The 24,180-nt window shown below is 49.1% G+C and carries 19 protein-coding genes; 1 reads left to right on the top strand and 18 read right to left on the bottom strand.

The window, feature by feature from the left end; all coding sequences use genetic code 11:
• Positions 1–160: 160 nt before the first annotated feature.
• Positions 161–1,603 (bottom strand): SulP family inorganic anion transporter, encoded by a 1,443-nt coding sequence (locus tag HZS85_RS09360; protein ID WP_214855305.1) that lies wholly within the window; start codon positions 1,601–1,603, stop codon positions 161–163.
• A 72-nt stretch (positions 1,604–1,675) separates the two neighbouring features.
• A complete protein-coding gene (locus HZS85_RS09355; protein ID WP_214855302.1) occupies positions 1,676–2,584 on the bottom strand; it encodes a TetR/AcrR family transcriptional regulator in 909 nt (302 codons plus the stop codon).
• Between the two features lie 162 nt (positions 2,585–2,746).
• Between HZS85_RS09355 and HZS85_RS09350 the strand changes: the two genes are divergently transcribed.
• Positions 2,747–4,219, top strand: a complete 1,473-nt coding sequence (locus tag HZS85_RS09350; RefSeq protein WP_035408812.1) for a DHA2 family efflux MFS transporter permease subunit — start codon at positions 2,747–2,749, stop codon at positions 4,217–4,219.
• A 40-nt stretch (positions 4,220–4,259) separates the two neighbouring features.
• Here the strand turns inward: HZS85_RS09350 and HZS85_RS09345 are convergent, their stop codons facing one another.
• The 16 genes from HZS85_RS09345 to tdh form a co-directional block, all read right to left on the bottom strand.
• On the bottom strand, positions 4,260–4,724 hold the full coding sequence (locus tag HZS85_RS09345) for a 4Fe-4S single cluster domain-containing protein (RefSeq protein ID WP_035408815.1): 465 nt from the start codon (positions 4,722–4,724) through the stop codon (positions 4,260–4,262).
• A complete protein-coding gene (locus HZS85_RS09340) occupies positions 4,696–6,525 on the bottom strand; it encodes an anaerobic ribonucleoside triphosphate reductase (RefSeq protein WP_251137914.1) in 1,830 nt (609 codons plus the stop codon). Before HZS85_RS09340 ends, HZS85_RS09345 begins: the two co-directional genes overlap by 29 nt.
• 237 nt (positions 6,526–6,762) lie before the next feature.
• On the bottom strand, positions 6,763–8,802 hold the full coding sequence (locus HZS85_RS09335) for an ATP-binding protein (protein ID WP_214855297.1): 2,040 nt from the start codon (positions 8,800–8,802) through the stop codon (positions 6,763–6,765).
• 101 nt (positions 8,803–8,903) lie between these two features.
• Positions 8,904–9,443, bottom strand: coding sequence for an AAA family ATPase (locus HZS85_RS09330; protein ID WP_290755467.1), 540 nt, complete (start codon positions 9,441–9,443; stop codon positions 8,904–8,906).
• Positions 9,444–9,529: 86 nt separating this feature from the next.
• Positions 9,530–10,213, bottom strand: a complete 684-nt coding sequence (locus tag HZS85_RS09325; RefSeq protein WP_214855293.1) for an LrgB family protein — start codon at positions 10,211–10,213, stop codon at positions 9,530–9,532.
• Complete coding sequence (locus HZS85_RS09320; protein WP_214855291.1) at positions 10,206–10,595, bottom strand: CidA/LrgA family protein; 390 nt, start codon at positions 10,593–10,595, stop codon at positions 10,206–10,208. Before HZS85_RS09320 ends, HZS85_RS09325 begins: the two co-directional genes overlap by 8 nt.
• A 432-nt stretch (positions 10,596–11,027) precedes the next feature.
• Positions 11,028–12,860 carry a DNA mismatch repair endonuclease MutL gene (mutL, locus tag HZS85_RS09315; RefSeq protein ID WP_214855289.1) on the bottom strand — a complete coding sequence of 611 codons (1,833 nt, stop codon included), beginning with the start codon at positions 12,858–12,860 and terminating at the stop codon, positions 11,028–11,030.
• Between the two features lie 10 nt (positions 12,861–12,870).
• The gene (gene mutS, locus HZS85_RS09310) at positions 12,871–15,402 is read right to left on the bottom strand and encodes a DNA mismatch repair protein MutS (RefSeq protein ID WP_214855287.1); all 2,532 of its coding nucleotides are present in this window, start codon (positions 15,400–15,402) and stop codon (positions 12,871–12,873) included.
• 62 nt (positions 15,403–15,464) lie between these two features.
• On the bottom strand, positions 15,465–15,902 hold the full coding sequence (locus tag HZS85_RS09305) for a YlbF/YmcA family competence regulator (protein ID WP_023467714.1): 438 nt from the start codon (positions 15,900–15,902) through the stop codon (positions 15,465–15,467).
• Between the two features lie 112 nt (positions 15,903–16,014).
• Complete coding sequence (locus HZS85_RS09300; RefSeq protein ID WP_214855284.1) at positions 16,015–16,842, bottom strand: DNA-3-methyladenine glycosylase family protein; 828 nt, start codon at positions 16,840–16,842, stop codon at positions 16,015–16,017.
• The gene (locus HZS85_RS09295; RefSeq protein ID WP_035408840.1) at positions 16,839–18,107 is read right to left on the bottom strand and encodes a DUF445 domain-containing protein; all 1,269 of its coding nucleotides are present in this window, start codon (positions 18,105–18,107) and stop codon (positions 16,839–16,841) included. The genes HZS85_RS09300 and HZS85_RS09295 overlap by 4 nt, the downstream gene beginning before the upstream one ends.
• A 105-nt stretch (positions 18,108–18,212) precedes the next feature.
• Positions 18,213–18,500, bottom strand: a complete 288-nt coding sequence (locus HZS85_RS09290) for a hypothetical protein (RefSeq protein WP_029341204.1) — start codon at positions 18,498–18,500, stop codon at positions 18,213–18,215.
• A gap of 124 nt (positions 18,501–18,624) precedes the next feature.
• Entirely contained in the window at positions 18,625–20,079 is a 1,455-nt protein-coding gene (locus HZS85_RS09285; RefSeq protein ID WP_214855281.1) for a phytoene desaturase family protein, read from the bottom strand.
• Positions 20,076–21,692 (bottom strand): alpha/beta hydrolase, encoded by a 1,617-nt coding sequence (locus tag HZS85_RS09280; RefSeq protein ID WP_214855966.1) that lies wholly within the window; start codon positions 21,690–21,692, stop codon positions 20,076–20,078. The genes HZS85_RS09285 and HZS85_RS09280 overlap by 4 nt, the downstream gene beginning before the upstream one ends.
• Positions 21,693–21,837: 145 nt before the next feature.
• Entirely contained in the window at positions 21,838–23,013 is a 1,176-nt protein-coding gene (locus tag HZS85_RS09275; RefSeq protein WP_214855278.1) for a glycine C-acetyltransferase, read from the bottom strand.
• Entirely contained in the window at positions 23,013–24,101 is a 1,089-nt protein-coding gene (gene tdh, locus HZS85_RS09270; protein WP_214855275.1) for an L-threonine 3-dehydrogenase, read from the bottom strand. The genes HZS85_RS09275 and tdh overlap by 1 nt, the downstream gene beginning before the upstream one ends.
• Positions 24,102–24,180 lie beyond the last annotated feature (79 nt).

Raw genomic sequence — 24,180 nt, 5'->3', positions numbered from 1 at the left:
TAAAGTTTTTTAACGTTAGTTCAGATAACTTTCTTTAATAGTTTACACCTTATCACATCATACAACTATCGGATATATAGTACTTATATGACTCGTCAAGATAATAGAAAGGGGTAGCATTCCCATGTACCTAGGAATGCTACCCCTTTGATAAAATTCATTATGCAATCCGTTGCGCTAATCGATCAACAAGAGCCTGAGACTCTTCATTTAATCCAACAAGTTCGACTTTTTTGCCGAGTCGTTCATATTTCAAGACGACGTTCTCGATCGCTTCGATGGCTGAATCATCAAATAAGTGACACGCTGAGAAATCGAGCGTGATGATCGATGATAGATCAGCATCGAGCTGGAACTGTTCCGCAAATGCAGTCGTCGACGCAAAGAATAACGGTCCACGGATCGTATAACGGACTCGTTCTGTTTGTTCCTTGCGCTCGACTTGGATGCGAGAAATTTTTGACGCGAATAATAACGCTGCAAGCAAAATCCCGACAAGGACACCCATCGATAAGTCATGCGTCAATACGGTCACGAGCACGGTCGCGAGCATGACCGCAGAATCACTTTTCGGTGACGTCTTGAGCATCTTGAATGAGCCCCAGTCAAACGTCGCATACGAGACGAAGAACATGACACCGACAAGAGCTCCCATCGGAATCGTCATCAATAGATCGTTCATCGTAAACATCAATAGCATCAAAAACACACCTGCTGTCAACGTCGACAAGCGACCGCGTCCACCGGATGTGACATTGATGACTGATTGACCGATCATCGCACAACCCGGCATTCCGCCGAACATACCGGCGATAATGTTCGCAATCCCTTGTCCGCGCGATTCCATCGCTTTGTTCGACATCGTATCCGTCATTTCATCAACGATTCGTGCTGTCAGTAACGATTCGATCAAACCAACGAATGCGAGTGACAAAGCATATGGGAAGATGATTTGAAGCGTCTCGAGCGAGAACGGGACATCTGGCAAGAAGAAGCTTGGTAACGCCGCTTCGATTTGTCCCATATCCCCGATGACACGGGTATCAAGCGAAAAGACGACTGTTAATACCGTCATGATCGTGATCGCAACAAGTGGTGCCGGAATCGCTTTCGTGACCCGTGGAAATAACAAGATGATGGCGAGTGACGCGGCGACCATCGCATACATGATCCAGTTTTGCCCTTCGAACTGTGGCAATTGCGCCGAAAAAATCAGAATGGCGAGCGCATTGACGAATCCGACCATGACAGCTCGAGGAATGAATCGTAATAACTTGGCAATTCCTAAAAAGCCGAACGTGATTTGTAGAATTCCGGCAAGTATACCGGCAGCTAGCAGATAATCAACACCGTGATCTTTGACAAGCTGAACGACGACGAGTGCCATCGCGCCAGTCGCAGCCGAAATCATTCCAGGGCGACCACCAGCAATCGAGATGACAATTGCAATGATAACGGAAGCGTATAGCCCAACCATCGGGTTGACACCAGCGATCAGCGAAAACGCGATTGCTTCCGGGACGAGTGCTAAGGCAACGACGATTCCGGACAACAAATCCGCTTTTGGTTGCAAGAACCACTCTTTTTTCCATTGAGTAAACATATGATGATTGAGACCCCTTTTCTAACATGAATGATCTCAGTGTAATTGGATTAGTTCCAAAAAGCAACCTTTTTAGGAATTTTTGGTCCGAATGCGGGCAATCTCATCGACCATCGTTTTATAAGTCGCCATGATTTCCTGGCCCGCGAAGACCGGATCTTCATCCATCGTCTCGAGTGCCCGGCGCAGGAGATGGATTTTCGGTTTCTTACGTTCGAGCAATTCCTCATAGATGAAATCGAGAACTTCTTCATGTGCTTCCTTCGATTCTTCGGAAATCGAAGACAAGGTGATCAAACGCTTCATGTGTTCGCTCGTCTTTTCGAATAAATCCTTCCGAATGACGACTTCATCTTGTGGACGATCGAGCCAGACCGATAGGAATCGTGGCGGAATCAACTGTTCCTCCGTCCGACTAACGTCTTCGACGAGATGCGTCAACCGATTGAACACATAGCGGACGACCCGTTCCGGTTGAGTGTTCGGCTCAGATTGACGGAAGAAGTACATTGCATATTGCAACATCCCCGTATAAATGACTGCTAAATCTAGAAGGTACGGTTCCTTCGTCTGACCGAATAAATCACGTAATCGTTCGAACGTCCACTCGATCTCAAGAAGACGATTGTTTTCCATGAACGTCTTGAGTTCTTTTTCATTTGAAGCAATCGCCTCTTCGAACAATGTATATAGTTTATATTTTTGCATCAATTCCAAATAACAGTTTCCTTGTTGAATGAACGTCTCGTAATCCGAGACATCCCGTCCGACAAGAATTTCCTTACGCGCGATCCGCATTTTTTCAAAGACGGTATTAAAGACATCAATGAATAATTCGTTTTTAGAGGAGAAGTAATTATAGAACGTCCCTTTAGAAACGTTACTGTGTTCGAGAATATCCTGAATGGATGTCGATTGATAACCCTTTTCGACGAATAGTTGATAGGCAGCATCTAATAATTGTTTCTTTTTTGGATTCATGGTCTTGTCCTTTTCTGTTCATAATTGGTTCGACAACCACTTATTTTAGTGTATAAAGCAAATAATTTGAACTCATTCGACTTCTGCTGGTAAGATAGCCAAGTCAGTCATAGAATTCAAGTCTAACATTTTAGACTCGTAGTACAAAAGGAGCATAACGAAATGCAATCAAGCAAGCAATCATCACGACTTTATTTAATTTTAGCTGTCCTCATGGCAGGTGCGTTCGTTGCGGTCCTAAACTCGACGTTACTCAACATCGCCTTACCATCGATCATGAAATCGTTCGGTATTCAGGCAAGCACCGCCCAGTGGTTGACGACGGGATATATGCTCGTCAATGGAATCATGATTCCGACGTCAGCATTCCTCGTCCAAAAGTTCTCAACGCGCCAACTGTTCTTGACGGCGATGACATTGTTCTCACTCGGAACGATTATCGCCGGACAAGCACACATCTTCCCGCTTCTACTCGGTGCGCGCATGATGCAGGCGTCGGGTTCTGCGATCATGATGCCACTGTTAATGAACGTTCTCTTGACCGGTTTCCCAATTGAAAAGCGTGGGCAAGCGATGGGAATCTTCGGACTCGTCATCACCTTCGCTCCAGCAATCGGACCGACATTGTCCGGGTGGATTCTTGAACATTATGAGTGGCGGATGTTGTTCCATCTCGTCACACCGATCGCATTGCTCGTACTCTTCACGGGTGCTTTCTTATTGAAGAAAGAGACGGTTCAAAGTTCACTTAAGCTCGATTTGTTCTCACTCGTCCTTTCAAGCTTCGGCTTCGGTGGTTTGTTGTATGGATTTAGTTCCGCCGGTTCTGCCGGATGGGGATCTTGGACGGTCATCGGATCATTGATCATCGGTGTAATCAGTTTGACTTCCTTCATTATACGTCAATTCATGCTCGAAGAACCGATGCTTGAGTTCGGGATTTTCCGTTATCCGATGTTCGCTTTATCGCAAGGGATTTCAATGGTCTTGAACATGTCGATGTTCTCCGCGATGATCTTGATGCCGATCTACATCCAGACAATTCGTGGCATCTCACCATTTCACTCTGGTCTCTTGATGTTACCGGGTGCGATCGTCATGGCGATCATGTCACCAATCACAGGTCGTCTCTTCGACCGATTTGGTGCTCGCATCCTTGCCATCATCGGCTTATCACTGACGGTCTTGACGACGTTCTCATTCAGTCAGCTAGCTGCGGATACGTCATACGCGTTCCTCGTCATCATGTATACGTTACGTTTCCTTGGAATCTCGATGGTCATGATGCCGGTCATGACGAACGGATTGAATCATATTCCACAACATTTGACACCTCACGGTACGGCATTAAACAACACGTTGTCACAAGTATCGGGTGCGATTGGTTCAGGTCTGCTCGTGACGATCATGACATCGCGGACGAAACACCACGTTCCGGAACTCGCTTCACAACCTGAAGCTGCAAATCCGGAATGGTTGCAGATGCAGGCGATGATCGAAGGAATCAATGATACGTTCTTCATCGCGACGTTACTCGCACTTGCTGCTTTGATTTTATCGTTTTTCATCAAAAAACGACGGACAACGACACTCGCAGTCGTCGAATCCGTCGATCAAGAACAAAAATATGCATGATTTGATTCTCCCCTGTCTAAAAAGATGGGGGAGTTTTTGTCTAATCCAAACGTTTGTTTAAATGCTGTCGATCATACATTCGTTGATTCGTACTCCCCCGAAAGCTTGTCGTTCGGTCAAGTTTCGATAGGATGAACGGACCATCAATCAATCCATCTAGTCGGCGTAACAAGGGGTGCCATTCTCGGTGCTTAATGATCTCTTCCAACACATAGCCCGTATACAAGATCACTTCATAGTCTGGTCCGAGTCGTTCTAGTAGCCGATAGAGCGCTATTGCTTGTAACAACGGTTCCCCACCGGATAGCGTCAGGCGCCGGTGACCGGTTGCTTGAATCCGCGCGACCGTCTCGTCAATTGTCCAAGCTACGCCACCTGCAGGATCCCAGGAGGACGGATTATGACAGCCGGCACAGTGATGCGGACAACCGGCAAGAAATAACACCGTTCGTAAACCGGGACCATCGACGACGGAGTCAGGAAGAAGCGAGAGGACCCGTAACATCGTGTTTCACCCGATTCTGTTCTTCTGCCCGTTTCGCTTCATTCCAGCGGTCTAGAGTACCGACGAGATATCCGGTGATCCGTCGAATGCGTTCGATCGATCCACTCCCGCAAACCGGACATTGATCCTCGATCGTCTGCTCTGTTCGGCAATCAAGACAACGATCGACGGGATGATTGATTGATCCATAACCGATTCCAGCCTCCGCCATTAAACGAACGATGTCTTCGATTGCTTCCGGATTTCCAGCAAGCGCACCATCCGTCTCGACATAGGTGATATGACCGCCATTACATAATGCATGGAACGGGGCTTCGAGTTGAATCTTCTCACGGATCGTCACCGGCGCATCGACAGGAATGTGAAAGGAATTTGTATAATACGGTCGATCTGTCACTCCTTCGATCTCACCAAAGTCACTGACATCGCGACGTGTGAACTTACCGGATAATCCTTCGGCCGGAGTTGCGAGTAAACTAAAGTTCAACCCTGTCTGTTCGCCAAAATCGTCGACTACCGTCCGCATCGCTTGAATCAATGCAAGACCAATCCGGTGTGCCAGTTCGGAATACCCATGATGACTCCCCGTCAGGACGGTCAAACATTCCGCGAGACCGATGAAGCCGACCGCCAACGTCCCGTGCTTGAGGACCGGACCTACCTGATCCTTATTTCTTAGCGTCTCACCGTCTTTCCAGACGTGTTGATATAAAAATGGAAACTCGTCAGCCGTTCGACTTGCCTGGAACTCATACCGTGCGATGAGTTGCCGGCATGCAAGTCTTGTCGTATCTTGGACGACTTCGAACATTTGATCGACGGTTTGACTCTGGAGTGCCAAACGGACGAGATTGATGCTCGTGAAGGATAAATTACCACGACCTGTGACGGACGGTATGTCTCCACGATCCTCGAATACACGGGTTCGGCATCCCATATACGCGACTTCTGCTTTTCCTGGTTGCTCCTGGCGATTAAATGGCGCATCGAGAAACGCAAAATTCGGAAACAGTCGTTTTCCTGTCACGCGGGTAGCAAGCTGAAACAAATCGTAATTCGGGTCTGTCGGTGACAGGTTGACGCCTTGTTTGACTTTAAAGATCTGAATCGGAAAAATCGGTGTCTCACCCTTGCCCAGTCCACGCTCCGTCGCTGTTAGCAAGGCTCGCTGGAATAGCCGCCCTGCTTGCGTCGTATTCGTTCCGTAATTGACGGATAAAAACGGAACCTGTCCACCACCGCGCGAATGCATCGAATTCGTATTATGAATGAATGCTTCACATGCTTGAAACGTTTTTTCATACGTCTCCTGCCATGCATGTCGCTCCCGCTTACGCCGCTTCCAATGCGGAACGAGGTCATTTAGTTTCGTCCATTCCCGTTGATAGGTCTTTTCAACGAACGGCGCTAAATCATCATCAAAGGTTGCGAAGGCTTGTCCGCCATGCTGCATGTTTTGATTCGCCTGGACGATGATTGCCGCAAGGGCGAGGGCAGAACGAATGTCTTGCGCCGGACGGATCGAACCGTGCGTTGTCTGAAATCCGTTTGAGAGTAACTGACCGAGCGGAATTTGGGCACAAGTCGTCGTCCCAGTCACATAATAATCGGCGTCATGAATATACAAAATGTTGTCGTCAAGCGCCTGCAAGACATCCGCTTCGAGATGTCGTCGCATCATCTGCCGTGCTGCTTCCCCAGCAATCCGTTGTAACTTCGCAAGTGGTGTTTTGCCATCAATGTTTGCATTCTCTTGTTCGATCTCTTGCGGTGGTGTGAGTAACGCTTCTAAGCTCTCCATGATTCTTCTTCCTCCCATGTTTTTTTGTAATCACTATAGCGAGAGTTCAGAAACGTTCGCAATCCCTGCACAATTTACGATTTTTTCAACTGTTTCAGCCGTTTTGTCATCAATCTGTTCGGTTTATTGCGTAAAAGCCCGATTCTTCTACATTTTAGCCGATCTCCTGAATTGGACGAATCTCACACGAAAAACGACAAAAAAAGAAGAGGCATATTAGCTTGCCTCTCCTTCTCCTTATTCTGCTTCGAGTAACGCGTCCGTCGCACTTGGTAACTTGACCCGAAAAACCGTCCCTTCTCCCAAGATCGATTCGACTTCGATGTTGCCATCATGTGCTCGAACGATTTCCTTACAAATCGATAATCCAAGACCTGTTCCGCCGATTTTTCGGCTGTCTGAGTTATCGACACGATAGAACTTGCTGAATAGATGCGGCATCGAATGACTCGGAATCCCGATTCCGAAATCACGGACGCTGAGTTCAATCTGATTGTGCTGATGGGTCAGCGTCACAACGACATCCCCACCGTCCGGTGAGTATTTGACTGCATTATTCAATAGATTTCCAAGTAGCTGTTTCATACTGTTCGCATCTGCTTCGACCATAAAGTCCTGTTCGTCATTCAAATCGAGCTGCAGACTATGTTGTTCCGTCGCTGCTTGATAAAACTGAATTTGTTCCTTGACGATTTCTTTCAAATCAAAGATTTGTTTATCATACTCTTGCTTTCCTGACTCCATCCGCTGGACGTTCAAGAAGTCGCTGACAAGATTGGTCAGACGTTTTGATTCATCGTGAATCGTCTGCAAATACCTTTTGTTCCGCTCGGGATCCAAATCTCGTTTCAACATGAGCTCCGTAAAGCCATAAATCGAAGAGAGCGGTGTTCGAAGTTCATGCGAAACCGTCGAGACGAGTTCTGATTTGACCCGATCAACCTCTGTCTCAGCCGTGACGTCACGAAAGACGAGGATCGTTCCCTTCGACTGTTCTCCATGCGCGATCGCTTCGGCATAAACTTGAATGAAATATTCACCCTGGTCGATCGACAAAGAGAACATGCCCTCAGGGATCTCACCCGATAAAACTTCTTCAAAGTACGCTTCAAAAGCTTCTTTCTGGTCCATCTGCTCGAACATCGTCTCTGGTCGGACTTCAAGAAACGTCATCGAGTCATTGTCTTCCTCGACCTGTAACGACTGGAAGATATCAAATAATGCCTGATTCCCTAAGATCGTCTTTTCCTCATGTTTGATATAAAGAATCGCTTCCCGAACGGAATTCAGCAGTTGTGCTGTCTCTTTTCGTTCGTATTCCATCTGTTCGTAGAGTGACATTCGCATCAATGAGATCGCAATCTGTTTCGAGAACGATTCCAGTTCCGCCAAATCCTGTTGATTGAATGGTGCGTCAAACCGTGCTAGATAGAGACAGGCAATCAATTCTTCTTTTGCCGGATCCATGATCGGAATGACACCTTCATAGACGTGATACGGATATTTGATCAGATCGTCGTTCGCGACCTTTTTTGAGGAATGTGCCGTTTCCTTTGAAATCATGACTCGCTTTAGTAGTAACGACTCCGTCTTCAGACTCTCTTGTTGTTCTTCCGTCATTTCTTTTGGAACGACTTGCGCGATTTCATTATTCTTAATCAATAACAATGCCCCGAACTCTGTCTTCGTCAACCGGACGATCGTACTGATGACAGACGAGTAATCAAATAAACTCTCCTTTGACGCAAGCGTTTCGATTAATTCATTCCGATCTTGTAGATGCAACTCGTTTGTCCGGGTCACTTCCAAGGCACGCTCAAGCTCATTCTGTTTTTGCTTCAATACTTCCTGATTGTGTTCCATTTCTTGATTCTTTGCTGACAATTCCGCATGTTGTGATGAGATCGACCGTGCCATCTGGTAAAACGATGCCGTCAATTGACCGACTTCATTATGGCTGTCGACATCATGCTCGAGCGAAATCGACTTTCCTTCCGCAAGACGACGACTTTTGACATTCAATTCGCGGAGCTGTGACGTCACCCGATGAATCAATGGACGGACGATGAACAATAGACAAAATAAAAAAACCATCAAGTTCAAAAACCAGAACCATTGTGTCTTTTGTAACTGGTCGAGTACCTGTTCTTTCGTCCGACCGTCTGCATTGTCCACGTATAAATAACTGGCAACCGATGTGATGACACTTAGTGCAAAGACACTATAAAAAATTGCCATCAACTGTCTGCCTAACTTCTCAGTCATCCAGTGTTTCATGTTCATAAATCCTCCTAGCAGTATATTGCCCTTCGTTCAAGATGGTTTCCTCCTCATGTATTATCATCTAATGATTCCCGGAAACCTCTTTCTTGAACCCTTCACGATCGGGCAGGCGAGAGTCCAATCCCAGTCACGAGAGCAATCGCATCGATGACTTGCCCTTTCGTCAGATCATCCGTCTCGATCTGTTGACTGAACAGTGGATCGGATAATTGCCGTAATCGTTGTTCCGCTTGTTGACCGCCCCACGAGTTCGGACGCTCGAAGCGGCTAATTAGCCGGCGTTTGACAGTCGTCTCTTTCGCCATCAATGCGATATGACGGACGTCATGACCGTTCGCTCGTAACGTGCCGATGATTTCTTGAAAGTATGCCGGGTTCGTCAAGGTCATCGGCACGATGATACGCGCCTTTTCCGTATCGAGCTGCTCGAGGAGCTGTCGGTTAAACGTGCGCCACAACGGCTCATCTTGAAAATCGTCCTTGTTTTCCGGCAGTTGCGCCCGTAGAAAATAACCTGTCTCTTCCGGGTCAAAGATGTGTGATCCGCTCCAGCGCTTTTGTAACCCAGTTGCTGCCGTTGTTTTCCCGACGCCAAACGTACCGTTAATCCAAATGATCATCTTCTTCTCCTCCACCCTGTTTTCTGTTGTACTATACTGCTAAAACGGTCGACAAGTTTCAATCGACTACAAAAAACACTCCGTTGAAAAAAACAGAGTGTTTATCCATATAACCATGTGATTAAAAACGGTGCGATGACGCTGGCACAGACCGCCGTCAAGACCATCGTCAACAGACCGACCGCCCCTTCGCGCTGGTCAAGACTCATCGATTTCGTCGCACCCATGACGTGGGCAATCGATGCCAAGCCTACTCCACGGCTGACGAAGTGCCGAATCTTCAAGCCCGTCATTAATTTTGGTCCGACGATTGATCCTGTCAATCCGGTCAATAAAACGAAGGCAGCCGTCAGCGTCGTCGTCCCGCCAGCTTTTTGTGAGATCGCTAAAGCAACGGGTAACGTGACCGATTTCGGTAACAAGGCAAGGTTCGTCGTCCGCTCGAGATGAAGCAACAGACCGAGTAACAGATCTGAACTCATTGCAATACAGGTTCCAAGCAAAACACCAAGTCCGATTTCTGGTAGAAAACGCCGAACTTGATGCCGGACGCGGTAGAGCGGAATCGCAAATGCCGTGATTGCCGGACCAAGCATCTTCGATAGATATTGTCCACCTTGCATGTATTCTGCGTGTGAGACTCCAGAATAGACGAGAATTAAGATCAAAACTGCCGTTACCGTCAGGATTGGTAACGTCCAGACTCGAGGATGACGTTGATAGAGGAACATCGCTACGCTAAACAATAACATAGTCAGAATGATCCAAAACAGTGCCTCATTCATGTCGTGTCACCGCCTCTTTTCGGTGTGCTAAACGATCGACGATGTACGCTGATCCGACTAATGTCAGAAGGCTACTGACGACGACGATCAACACGATCTGTAAACCGGATGTCCGGAGAAATGCCGTATAATCCATGATTCCGGATAGTGCTGGAACAAAGAACAATGGCATGACGAACAGAAGAAATGTCCCGCCCCGTTCGACGGCCACAAGCGGAATCAGACGGCTTTTTAACGCTAGGTACAGTAGAATCAAGCCGATGATGTTACCGGGTAATGGTAATTGAAAGGTTTCGCTCACCCAGTCCCCACTGAGTGAAAAGCAAAAAATGAGTGCGATTTGAGCAATGATTTGAATAATACGCATAACGCGTGACAGCATGATAAAGGTCCCCTTGTTAACAGTTTCGGGTCTTATTATCCGCCTCTTTTCCTTAACAATCAATGAAATTTGGTTAATCAACCGAAGTAACCGTTCTCATGAAAAACCACACTTCTTTTGTATTAGAACAAACAAAAAATTACTCAATCGTGTATCAGTACAATAAATGATTCGAGACGAACGAAAAAGAGGCTGACTCCAAAAAAGAATGACGCGTCTTTTCACGCACTTTCCTCAGGCGAGACACAAGCCAGTTTTCCTGCTTTATACAAGCAGGAAAGCTGGTCTTGTTTGTCTCTGAAGCGCATAAATGCGCTTTTTCCTGTAGGAGTTGCGTATGACGCGTCATTCTTTGTAGAAACTAACTTTTGAGTCAGCTCCCTTTTCTATAATCTGAGACGACACCTGAATGGGATCGACTCCTCTTCTTGATCACATGACCCGTTTGAATAACTTCTCGAGTTCATACGTCGTCCATTCAATGATGACCGGACGTCCGTGTGGACACGTGAACGGCATCTCTGTCTTCGCTAAATCATCAATCAATCGACGCATCATCTCATCGTTCAACGGATGATTCGCCTTGATCGATTTCTTACATGCCATCATGATGGCGGCATCTTCCCGATACGTCTCAAGATCGATTTTCCGTTTCATCAATGCCTCATCGAGTAATTCTTGAATCGTCTCTTCCTGTCGATGGGACGGGAACCACGTCGGAACTTCTCGGACGATGAAGCTTTGTGGACCGAACGCTTCGAATTCAATGCCGACGTCTTTTAGTAACGGAAGGATTTCCTCCATTCGTTTCATGTCATCTGACGAGATTTCAAACGTATATGGTAAGAGCAATTGCTGCCGTTGCTCTGGTGGTCGACTGAACATGACTTTATACGTCTCGTATTTGATCCGTTCCTGAGCCGCATGTTGATCAATCATATACATCCCGTCTTCTCCGGCACAGACGATATAGGACGAATGAAGTTGTCCGATGACGTCGAGGTGTGGAAAGCGCGGACGCGCGTGAGATTCTTCCATCGGTTCGACAACGTCCTGCTTGACCGGTGCGATGGGCTCGAATAGATCATCCTCGTTACTAAACGGCAATGGTTTCTCTACAAAGGGTCGATCGTCCTCTTGCGGTTTTTTCGGAATCGGATAATTCCAGACTGCTCGCGATGACGTCTCCTCGACCGGTTCCGCGACGTAAGAAAAATCGAGTTTCTCTTGACTACTCGGATCCTTTTTCGGTTTCGGTGGCGTCACCTTCGGAATCAACGTCTCTCGGCTGAGCGTCATCTTGATTGTCTCTTGAATCAACTGACAGAGCTCCATCTCTTTTGAGAGACGAACTTCCCGTTTCGCCGGGTGGACGTTGACGTCAATCAGGAGTGGATCCATCGTCACCTCAATGACCGCAATCGGATACCGTCCAATCGGTAAGAGCGTATGGTAACCGTTCAAGACCGCTTGCGTCAGGGCGAAGTTTTTGACCGAACGTCCATTAAGAATCAACGTGATGTAATTCTTCGAGGCACGGGTCACTTCCGGTTTGACGAGATGACATGTCAGTTGATAATCGGCATTCGCTCCCTTAGCGACCAACGTCCCTTGGATCGTTTGATGACCGTAGACACTCGCCAGTGCTTGCCGGACGTCTCCCGATCCGTTCGTCTGAATCAGCGTCTTCCCTTCATGGGTAGCCCGAAGCTTGACGTCCGGATGGGCGAACGCCATTCGGTTCAACACGTCCGTGATTGCGGCAAGCTCCGTATGTGTAGTCTTCAAGTATTTCAAACGAGCCGGTGTATTGAAGAATAGATGTTCGACCGTCAATTCCGTTCCTCGGTTCGTGGCAGCTGGTGTCCGCTTTACGACCGTCCCGTACTCAAGCGTCACTTGAATTCCTTCTGCGTCCTCGCGTTTCGTCTTCAACGTCACTTTACTAACGGATGCGATCGAGGCAAGTGCCTCTCCGCGAAAACCAAGTGTCTTGATTCGGAACAAGTCATGCTCGTCCTTAATCTTACTCGTCGCATGACGAACGAAAGCCAGTTCGGCGTCATCCGGGTAAAACCCATGTCCGTTGTCGCGGATCGTCATCCGTTTCATTCCGGCTTCTTCGAGTTCGACATCGATTTGGGTCGCACCGGCATCAAGTGCATTCTCAACCAGTTCCTTGACGACCGATGCCGGTCGTTCGACGACTTCTCCCGCCGCGATTCGGTTCGCTAAACTATCGGATAATTCACGAATGATTCCCACTGCATTCTCCTCACTTTCTCGCTTCAGCTTGTAGACGGTATAGCGTATTCAGTGCCTCGAGTGGCGTCATATTAATTAAATCAAGACTAGCCATCGTCTCTCGCAGAGGATCCGCTTCTGAGAACAGACTGAGTTGATCAATCGGCTCCTCCTGAACAGGGGCTTTTACAGGTGCTGCGACCGGAACAGGCTCAGCCTGCTCGAACTCGGACAAGAGGACTTGCGCCCGCTCGATCAGACTATCTGGTAAATCAGCTAGACGCGCGACATGGATTCCGTAAGATTGATCGGCTTTTCCGTCGCGTACTTCATGCAAGAAGACGACGCGTCCCTCTTGTTCGACGGCGCGGACATGAACGTTCGCTAATCGATCAATCGATTCTTCGAGCACTGTCAATTCATGATAATGCGTCGAAAATAGCGTCTTTGCCCCGACGTGCCGGGCGATGTGTTCAACGATCGCTTGTGCGAGTGCCATCCCGTCGTACGTCGAGGTCCCGCGACCGATTTCATCTAGCAGGATCAACGACCGGTCCGTCGCGCGCGTCAACGCTTCTTGTGTCTCGACCATCTCGACCATGAATGTCGACTGTCCACTGACAAGGTCATCTGCCGCCCCGATCCGCGTGAAGATTTGATCGAAGATCGGCAGTTCCGCTTGAGCAGCTGGTACGAACGAGCCGATTTGATGCAATAAGGCAATCAAGGCGAACTGTCGCATATAGGTCGATTTACCGGACATGTTCGGTCCAGTGATCAACAGCATCTCGCGTCCTTCGTTTAAGGTGATCCCGTTCGCAACATATTCGCCGCGCGGTAAGACAGTCTCGATGACCGGGTGACGCCCTTGCTGAATATCAACCGTTCGTCCCGTCGTCGTGATTGGTCGGACATAGTCGTGTGTTTCGGCAATCTCAGCCAGTGCGACGAGGACGTCGAGTTCCGCAATCCGGCGACTGACGCGTTGTAAGCTTTCGATATGTCCTTTGACTTCATCGCGCACTCCACAGAAGAGATCGTACTCGAGCGTGACACTCTTCTCTTCCGCACCAAGGATCAACGCTTCTTTTTCCTTCAATTCCGGTGTGATATAACGCTCAGCATTAGCGAGTGTCTGCTTCCGTTCATACCGTCCTTCCGGTAACAGTTTGGCATTTGCACGCGAGACCTCGATGTAATAGCCGAAGACACGGTTGTAACCGATCTTCAACGTTTTGATGCCGGTTGCTGCTCGTTCATTTGCTTCAAGCGTCGCTAACCACGTCTTACCGTCTTTTGAAGCAACAAGTAACTCGTCGAGGTCTGGTGAATAACCGGACTTGATCATGCCGCCCTCTTTCGTTGAGATCGGTGGGGCTTCAACGAACGCACGATCGAGTAGATCGCTCAATTCGTCGTGTGGATCGAGTCCGAGACTAAGTTGACCGAGACGTTCGCTCATCATCTCTTCAAGTGCTGATTGAATACGGGGAATCAATCGCAACGTCGACTTCAATTGAACGAGATCACGCGCTGACGCTGTTCCGTAACCGACTTTTGCGACGAGTCGCTCAAGATCATAGACTTCCCGTAACGTATCTTTTAATTGCTGACGCTCGAAATAGTGCTGCAACAGTTCCTCGACAGCGTCGAGCCGTTCCGTGATGACGCGCTCCGATAACAACGGTTTTTCCAGCCAGCGTTTCAGCATCCGTCCACCCATCGCTGTACCTGTCACGTCAAGAAGACCAAGCAACGAACCCTTTTTGTCTCCTGTCCGTGCCGAGCGGACGAGCTCAAGATTCTTGACCGTATTCGGTTCGAGTTGCATGAAATCGCTCGCTTCGTAGACAATGGCCGGTTGCAGATGTGTCAACGCTCGTTTTTGTGTATCGTGCATGTAGGCATAGAGGACCGCAAAGGCTTCCGCTTGGGCTGTATCAATCGCGCGATCGCCATGTGGATGTGTCTCGCGTCGTGAACTGCGCGTCAGCGGGATCCGTAAGGACGCAAGTGCCGTCTCATGTTCCTCTGTCGTGACGATGATTTCCCGTGGCAAGATAATGCTTAATTCTTTGATTACACCATCGAGTGTCGCAACGCTTGTCAAGGCACTCTCACCCGTCGAGACATCTCCTCTGGCAATCCCAAAGCGACCGTCCTGTTCAACGACTGCAACTAAGTAACGATTTTCTTTTTCCGTTAAAGCGGACATCAACGTTCCCGGTGTGATGACTTGGATGACTTCGCGTTTGACAAGTCCTTTCGTCAACTTTGGATCCTCGACTTGATCACAAAGCGCCACTTTATACCCACGCTCGATCAACTGTTCGATGTAGCCGTTCGCTGCGTGATGGGGTACGCCACACATCGGAATCGGATGCTCCGCGTTTTTACCGTTTTTCGCCGTCAACGTCAACTCCAGTTCATGGGCGACCTTTTTGGCATCCTCAAAGAATAATTCATAAAAATCACCGAGCCGATAAAACAAGAAAGCGTCCGGATAGTCCGCCTTGATCGAGAAGTATTGTTTCATCATCGGTGTGTTGTGTACTGCTTCCATTCTTCCACCTCATTCGTCGAAAAAGCCGACGGATGTCCGTCGGCTTTTCGTTCATTTCGTGATTAGTAGCCGCAACCGCCGCTTTTGTTTTCTGCTTCCATGCCGCTACCTGTCTTACCTGCAAGAACATCTCCGTCCGTCGCTTCGATGATTTGATCCGTAATCCCGTTCGAGATCGTCACCGTGATGTATTGGAGAAGTCCGTTGACTTCTTCTTGCGTTTCTTGGAACTGTTGGACGACAGGCATCTCATCGAGCTCAGCAAACAATTTATCGAGCTTCGCTTCGACACGTGCGAGTGCTTCTGTTTTGCCGTAATGTTGGCAGTTGACTGCCTCTTTTTGAAGGAACTTGATTTGTTTCATCATCTTTTGGACTTTTTCATTCCCATTGATGTTGGCTTCTGCCGCTTTGAATCGTTCTACTTCCGGTGTCTCTGAAATCATTTTGGCGATTTCATTGGCTTTTTCGATGATTTGTTCATCTGTATACATCCACATTCGTCCCCTCTATCGTTAGCGAACACGTCGCTTCCCTTAGCATTTCTGAACGATTCCTCGTTCTATCGCATTCATTATACCGTTCTGACGATAGAGTGACAAGAATAGTTCCTTATTCAATCGAACGCCATAATAGATAGGCAGCGTGACTGCGAACAGGAGCGAATTCCTCTGCCAGTCGCGTCGCTTCTTCTACTGTCGGTCGATATCCAAGTAATCGTTCAAAAGCCCGTAATATCCCAATGTCCGATGCAGGGAAAAGATCCGGACGACCGTACCCGAACATCAGGACGTTTTGAACCGTCCATGGTCCGACACCTTTCAGTGCAATCAACGTCTCAGCGATTTCTGCGTCGGTCGCTGACGTCAATGCATCATAATCAATCGCTGCTGTTGCTACCCCGAGTAGATAATCGACTTTACGTCCTGATAGTTGCAGAGCGAGCAAGTCCTCGCGACGCGCTGCCGCTAGTTGGCGCGGTGTCGGCGGTAGGATGATTCCATCCTTGACCGTTCCGAATGTCCGAAAGACACGTTCCGTCAACGTATGCGCAAACGACAGATTGATTTGTTGATGGATGATCGAACGAATCAAGGCCGTGAACGGTGAATGATCAAGAACGAGCCGTTCGTCGCCGAACTGTTCGACGATCGCATGTAACGACGTCGTCTTGAGACGCTGCGCAGGATTCGGCTCACTGAGTCGAAAGCGCCGATTGAGTTGCGTCAGCACCGCTGTTTGCGGTCCTGAACCGTCAATCCGTAACGTATAACCGTCGATGGCTTCCATCATCGTGATGTATGCCTGATCGTTGACGAAGACCGGAACGACGAGTCGCCCATCCTGTTCGATTTGTAACGGGTCTTCCGTCAAACGAGATACGATTCCTTTAAAATCCAATGCTTCCGACAACGTCAGATCATATGTCCACCGGCTCATCCGACGAACACCTTGATCGCACCGAGAATCAAACCGATGATGAATCCACACAATGCCCCGTTGACCCGAATCCATTGCAAGTCACTGCCGACCTTATCCTCGATCATGTGAATCAGTGTCTCGGTATCGAACCGATTTAAGTTCTCGCGCACGAGTCCGCCGATTTTTTGGTGATTTTGTTCAACGAATCGCACGAGTTGCTCCTTCATCCACTGATCACTGCTATCCTTGAACGTCGGATGCTGTTCCCAGTCGTCTAAAGCGCGCGAAAGCATCGGCATCGCCCGTTCCGTCCAGAAAGCGTCTGACGTCAAATAGCGTTCGAGCTCGATCAGACCAGCGTCATAGGCACGTTCAATGACCGGAACGAAGTCAAACCGGTCGACCTCACTTGCCTTCCAAGCATCGATTTTCGCGAGACGCTCTTCATCAATCGACAACTGTGCCAGGTTACGACGCAGATGATCGAGAATCGCGAGTCGATTTGGATGATGGACGTGTCGCATATCTTGAATGACCGTCAACAAGACGCCTTGAATGACCAGACTGAGTTTTTCTTCCGAATAGACTTTTTGGACGGTTCGCGCCGTCACCCGCAAAAACGTATTCTTTTCTTGGTCAATCATTGCCGTATAAGCAAGGCGGCCGATCTGATCGCGAATGATCGGATCTTCGAGAAGACGTTGGCCGTAATCGAGTAACTGATCCATCAGCCACTCGTCGAGTCGACGTTCCTCATTCAACTCCATCGCCCGGACCGCCAGCCGTTTGGACGGATACGCTTTGATCGTCTCCGTCACCCGTGTATTCGCAAACTCAAGAATTGCCTCTTTCGGTAGTTTCCGAATCAAACCCATCAACAGCTCGGTGACGGTTGCTCGAAAGGCAGGTAAGACCAGAATCGAACGTAAAATTTTGATGACACGATCTGCAAGCGTCATATGTTGCAGCTTCGCAACGATACTTTCTTTGTTCAGTAAATCCGTCTCGAGCATATGAACAATCGATTCGATGACCCGTTCCCGATTTTTCGGCAATAGGTTCGTATGGGGAATCTTTAATCCAAGCGGGTGACGAAACAGCGCCGTGATCGCGAACCAGTCGGCAATCCCACCGACGAGTCCGGCTTCAAAACCACTCTGGAGCCAAAAGACCCACGCATTTTCTTTAAATGGCAATGAGACGACGAATCCGACCGCCATGAAAATCAACGAAACGGTTGCAAGCCGCCGTGTCGATGTTTTAGGTTGTTCAAATGATGACACATCGTTTCCTCCTTCAACTGAGTCACTTATCTACCTTACGAACGGGACAAGGATTAGGTTTCGACACGAAAGAGCCCCAGTCATCGACTGGGACTCCCTATGTACTTAAAACGTGTATTCACCAAAACGGTCGCCATCCCATGTCGCGGTTGCCGTTGAGACAAAATAGACCAGTCCGTTGCCGAATGTATTTTCCATTAATGAAACGAGTTGTTGACCATTCGTCTGTTCAACGAACGCTAATCGGACTTCTTCTTTCCCTTGATAAATCCGTTCGTAGACACTTAAACCGCGTGCATTGAGAAACGTACGCGCCGACTCGAATTGAATCGGACCGACTTCAGGTCGTCGTTCCTGAATGAACGACTGACATTTTTGTTCGAATGTCTCCATGGTTCTTCACTCCTTCTCTCTTTTTGTTCATGGATATCATGTTCCCGACTCTTCCTCATCATAATCCTCAAATGTGAAAAAAGCGACAGATGCGTCGCTTCTTTCATCAGTTTACGACGATTTCTCACAATCTGACTCCAAACTGTCGGGCAGCATGGATCGCAGACGTCGTCGCACCGATCGTTCCAGCACCCGGAAAGATGGTATCGCCGATTGCAAAGAAATGATCGACACCTGTTCGAAACGGTGCCGCGAATAGGAGACTCGTACTCGGACGTTGCGGATATCCACCGACTCCACCATCCGGGCGGAACGTATAGCGGACCCATGCACCTGGTCCACCCGGATGGCGTTCGATTGCCTGTTGACTAAAACCCGGAAACTGCTGTTCGAGAATGGCTTCGAAGATCGCCGACATCGTCTCGACTTGTCCGTCGTAACGTTTGCGGTTCGTCTTATCAAACGTACCAATCGGAACATGGCATGACATCGTCAGCGTCCGCTGACCAACTGGTGCACGTAATCGATCATCCGGACGGGACAGCGAGATGAAGGCATGACCTGAAGGTAAGGACGTATCATGAACTTGCCGGAATGCTTCGTCAGACAAAATGAGCGCCTCTGGAATCGCCGCATAATACGTAAAGGTCGCCCATTGCTGTAATTTTTCCTGTCGTCGGTACGTTCGTCGTAATGTTCGTCGCATATCCATGCTGACGACTTCTCGGATGCCTTCAAGCGGAACCGCACAGATGACAGTATCAGCAAGCATCAAGCGTCCTCGGCGATCCTCGATCAAAAATCCATCTGATGTCTTTCGGATCGACGTGACTTTCCGTCCAAGGAGACAGGTTGCCCCGCTCGCCTCTGCTGTCTCTTTCAATTGCTCAGCCAGTCGGTACAAGCCGCCCGGAACATAATAGGCACCTTCATGATAAATCGATAAGGCGACGGCTCCTAGTAAAGCTGAGGCCTCCTGCCCAGTCTGCATGCTGTCGAGCAAGATCCCGTCGATCACTTGTGCGAACAACGTATCCGCTAGTTCATGTTTTCGTAACAGATGACCAATCGTCAGCGGAAAATACGGTAAAAGGACGACACTTTTCGCATGTCGGACTAACCGCCGGACGTCTGCTGGATCTTGAAGTGGTAATGCTGGAAGTTCTGCCATTAGCGGACGAATCACCTCGTAAATCTGCTCGATTTCTGCAAAGAAAGCCTGAATCGACGATGCCTGCTCTGGAAAATGTGATGTCAATTCGGTTAGAAACGCAGCACGATCCTGATAATAATGAATCGTCCGTCCTGCGATGCGAATCGTCATGACGACGTCGAGCGACTCGACCTGATGCGTCACTCCAAGATGATTAAGAACACGGGCATGAATACCACCGGGCTCAAACCCCATTCCGAGTGTCGCCCCTACTGGATACGTCAGGTCCCGGCGCGTGAACTTCCCGGCTGATCCCCCCCATTCACGGCTTCCTTCAAGGACGGTAACAGTATGTCCTTCTTGTGCGATCAGAGCCGCAGCCGTTAAACCTGCAATTCCTCCGCCGACGATGACGACGTGTTTCATGATGATTCCTCCTCCGTGACCCGATTTTCTTTAAATAGGAAATTGCGGATTTCGCGGAAGACCGGCTCCCGGCGATGAATCGTGAAGTGATCATATTTATACGATTTTGTCTGGATATTATCCGTGTAGTTCTCGAGTGCAAAGGAACTCTTTAACGAAATCAGATTGAAATCGCCTCCTTTGGCACCAAACGAATAGACGAGTACATCGCGCGGCCATGTCTCGAGCCGCTTGGTTAAATTGTTCATCGCTGGTGAGCCCTTCGCGAGATCACGAATGGCGGGACTGTTCGTATTCGTGCCAAGCGGTGCGAGCGTCAACCCGAGTTTTGCGTAATCGGAACCGGCGATCGGTGAGTCGAGCGTCACGACTTTTCGGACGTGATACGGCATCTCTTCTTGGACCGTATAGGCGACGACATCCACACCACCCATGCTGTGACCGACGAGCTGGATATCGGAAAAGGTCGCTTTTTGTTTCGCATCATACGCAGCAATCGCTGCATTCAACCACTTTTGTTGATCGGCAAGGCTCGCCTCGTCGTCTGCAAAGACGATTCGGACAAGCGGGTAGCCGGTCGGCGAGGGTGTGACGCTACAAGTCGCTTTTCCGGAACGAGTCACGTCACATCGACCACCATCATCGGCGACTTTTTTATTCGTGAAGTTTTGAATCATCGGCACGAACGTCCGCTCCGTCCCGAATAGCCCGTGGACGAGGAACGTCGGTACGATTTCACTCTTTCCTTGTGTGACGATCTGACGCGTTGGTGGCGGCGCACTCGACGTATCCTCCGCGAACACCCACCACGCGCCTCCCCCAACGATCAAACAGACGAGGAGCGAGATACTAATCGTCTTCAACTGTTGCCGGCGCAAACGGCGGACACGGTGAAAGACCCAGTAGAGCAATAATCCGACACCGATTAATAACACGATACCGGTAATGATCCAACCTGTCGGATTCGGTACATACGCAATCAACTGTAGCTGGTTGGCTTTCGTTCCGTATAATTTCCATGACACATCATGATAATTCGACCAGTCGATCTTTTCTCCGTTTTGGAGACCGATCACTTTCGGACCGTGGAGTTTGATCTCGATATCGGCTTGACGGATATACCGGTCGGCGAGTTTCTTGACCTGTCCCGTCGGTTGATAGCCTTTGATATTCAAACGATCGATACTGAGATCGATGTTCGTATCCAGTCGATACGTATCGAACCAAAATCCGTCCGATTTTTTCATGTCGAACTTCGTATCAGGTGGAATGAGAATCCCTCCGATACCTGTCTTCCATTCGTCCTTGATCGACGTCATGTCCTTGAAGTTCGCGAATGTCTTCTGCATCCGGATCCCTTCATAGTCATCCTTCGTCTTGAACGTTTTCGCCGCATAGCCGTTCTTTTCTGCCTGTTTGACATAACTATTCCAATTCGGATTTAGGTTCAGTAAACGCGCTACTGGGTGTTCCTTTGCGGCATATGTCGTTTTTAAGGTGACACTCTGATCGGTATGAATCGTCGCATCATATTGGATGCGAATACAACCCCCAAGGAGCAGCGTCAGCATCAAAAATGAGAGCAAAATCCCTTTCTTCTTCGTACTCATCAGGTCACATCCTTTCCTCATCTGTTATTCCCTATCTCGCAAAAGTAAAAACGGTCGACGTTGATTCTTTCGTCATGACGCACTTCAGGCAGCGGATCGCTGATCCGCTGCCTGAAAGTATGCGGACCTGGTTCGTCCGTGATCGATATCAACCGATCAAGTTTAATTCACGACCGACTTTTTCGAAAGCTGCAAGAGCCGTCGTTAAATCTTCACGCGTATGTTCCGCCGTCACGATCGTCCGGACACGTGCTTTTCCTTTTGCGACCGTCGGGAAGGCGATGCCTTGAGCGAAGACACCTTCTTGACGGAGGCGATCCGACAATTCATGGCAACGTGCTTCATCCCCGACGATGACCGGTGTGATCGGCGTCGTCGACGTGCCGATGTCGAATCCAAGATCCCGGAGTCCTTGTTTGAAGAATTCCGTGTTTTCCCACAGACGTTCGAAAAGTACCGTTTCTTCTTCCATGACGCGGAGTGCTTCCCGGTTCGCTTCGACGACCGCTGGTGGATGTGATGTCGAGAATAAGAACGGACGTCCTTTATGAATCAGATAATCTTTGACGTGCTGTTCACACGCGACGTATCCGCCAAGGACACCGATAGCTTTTGAGAGCGTACCAACTTGAAGAGCAACACGTCCGTCAAGACCGAAGTGATTGACCGTACCGCGTCCCGCTTTCCCAAGCACACCTGACGCATGAGCGTCATCGACCATGACGAGTGCGTCATAACGCTCGGCTAATTCAACGATTTCTGGAAGTGGTGCGATGTTTCCGTCCATCGAGAAGACACCGTCCGTGACGATAAGGCGCGTCCGCGCGTCTTGTGTTTCTTGTAAGGCCGCTTCAAGATCCGCCAAGTCGACGTGTTTATAGATCCGGCGTTTCGCTTTCGTCAGACGAATCCCGTCGATGATCGAAGCGTGGTTCAACTCATCCGAGATGACGACGTCTTCCGGACCGAGCAGTGCCGATAAGACACCGAGATTCGTTGCGAATCCCGACTGGAAGACGAGTGCTGCTTCCGTGTGCTTGAATGTCGCAAGTTCCCGTTCGAATGCTTGGTGCATCTCGAGTGTTCCGGCAATCGTCCGAACGGATCCTGTTCCAGCACCGAACGTGCGCGCTGCTTCCGCTGCTTGTTCAGCGAGACGTGGATGTGCGGCGAGTCCGAGGTAATTGTTCGACGACAGTTGAATGAGTTCCTTACCATTGATCGTCACGCGGTTATGTTGCGCGCTCTCAAGTGCTACGAGGTTGCGGAACGTGCCCGCCTGTTTCATCTCTTCTAGTTCTGTCCGTAAGTGTTCAAATCCCATTAATTCGTCCCCCTTGGTTGTAATACGACTTTCCCGCATTTCCCTTGACGCATCAATTCAAATCCTTCTTCGAACCGCTCTAGCGGTAACGTGTGTGTGATTAACGGTCGGACATCGACTTTTCCGCTCGATAAAAAAGCAGAAACCTGGCTCCATGTCTCATACATCTTCCGACCGGTGATGCCTTGAACCCGGACACCTTTGAAGACGACATGGTTCGTCAAATCGATTTCGACCGGTTTGACCGGCAGACTGAGGATGTTGACGTCTCCACCTGCTGTCACCATCTCGAAGGCTTGACGAATCGCAACCGGATGACCACTCATCTCACAGACGACATCAATTCCATCCCCGTCCGTCATGCGCTCGATCCGCTCCAAGACATCGTCATGACGTGAATCGATGACGACATCCGCCCCCATCGTCCGTGCGAGTTCAAGACGATATGGATTGACGTCGATTGCGACGACTTCCGCCGCACCGGCTGCTTTTGCGACCGAAACTGCCATCAGACCAATCGGACCACAACCGACGATTGCGACCGTTTTCGCGCTGACATCGCTCGCGAGTACCGTATGGACGGCATTGCCCATTGGCTCTTGAATCGAAGCGATCCCTGCTGGCATATCTTCCGGGTTGACCCAAAGGTTTTCTTCCGGCATGACAACGTATTCCGCAAAACAGCCTTGTGTATCGACACCGATGATCTTCGTGTTCTTACAGATGTGATATTGTCCACGAAGACATTGTTTACATTGATGACAGACGATATGCGTCTCCGCCGAGACACGATCACCGAGCTTCAAGCGTTTCGTGCCTTCTCCAAGCTCGACGACTTCGCCCGAGAACTCGTGACCGAAGACATACGGCGGATTGACACGCGAGGCTGCCCACGCATCCCACTCATAGATATGCACGTCCGTTCCACAGATCGATGTTGCCTCGACTCGAATCAAGACTTCCCCACGACTCGGTACGGGTACCGGTACTTCTTTCAGTGCCGCACCGAATCCGCGCTCTTCTTTGACGAGTGCACGCATCGTTTTCGTCGTTGCCGTCTCTTCTACCGTCGTTACTAATTTCGTCATCTTTCCCCGACTCCTTCGCGGAAGTTCGCGTTTATGTATATGTGGCGAACTTCCAAATGTTTAGCATCCCCAAAAAACC

The organism is Exiguobacterium sp. s130 (assembly GCF_018619055.1).
Classification (GTDB): domain Bacteria; phylum Bacillota; class Bacilli; order Exiguobacteriales; family Exiguobacteriaceae; genus Exiguobacterium_A.
Note: the sequence above shows the minus strand (reverse complement) of the source record. Positions and strands in the feature narration are given on the sequence as shown.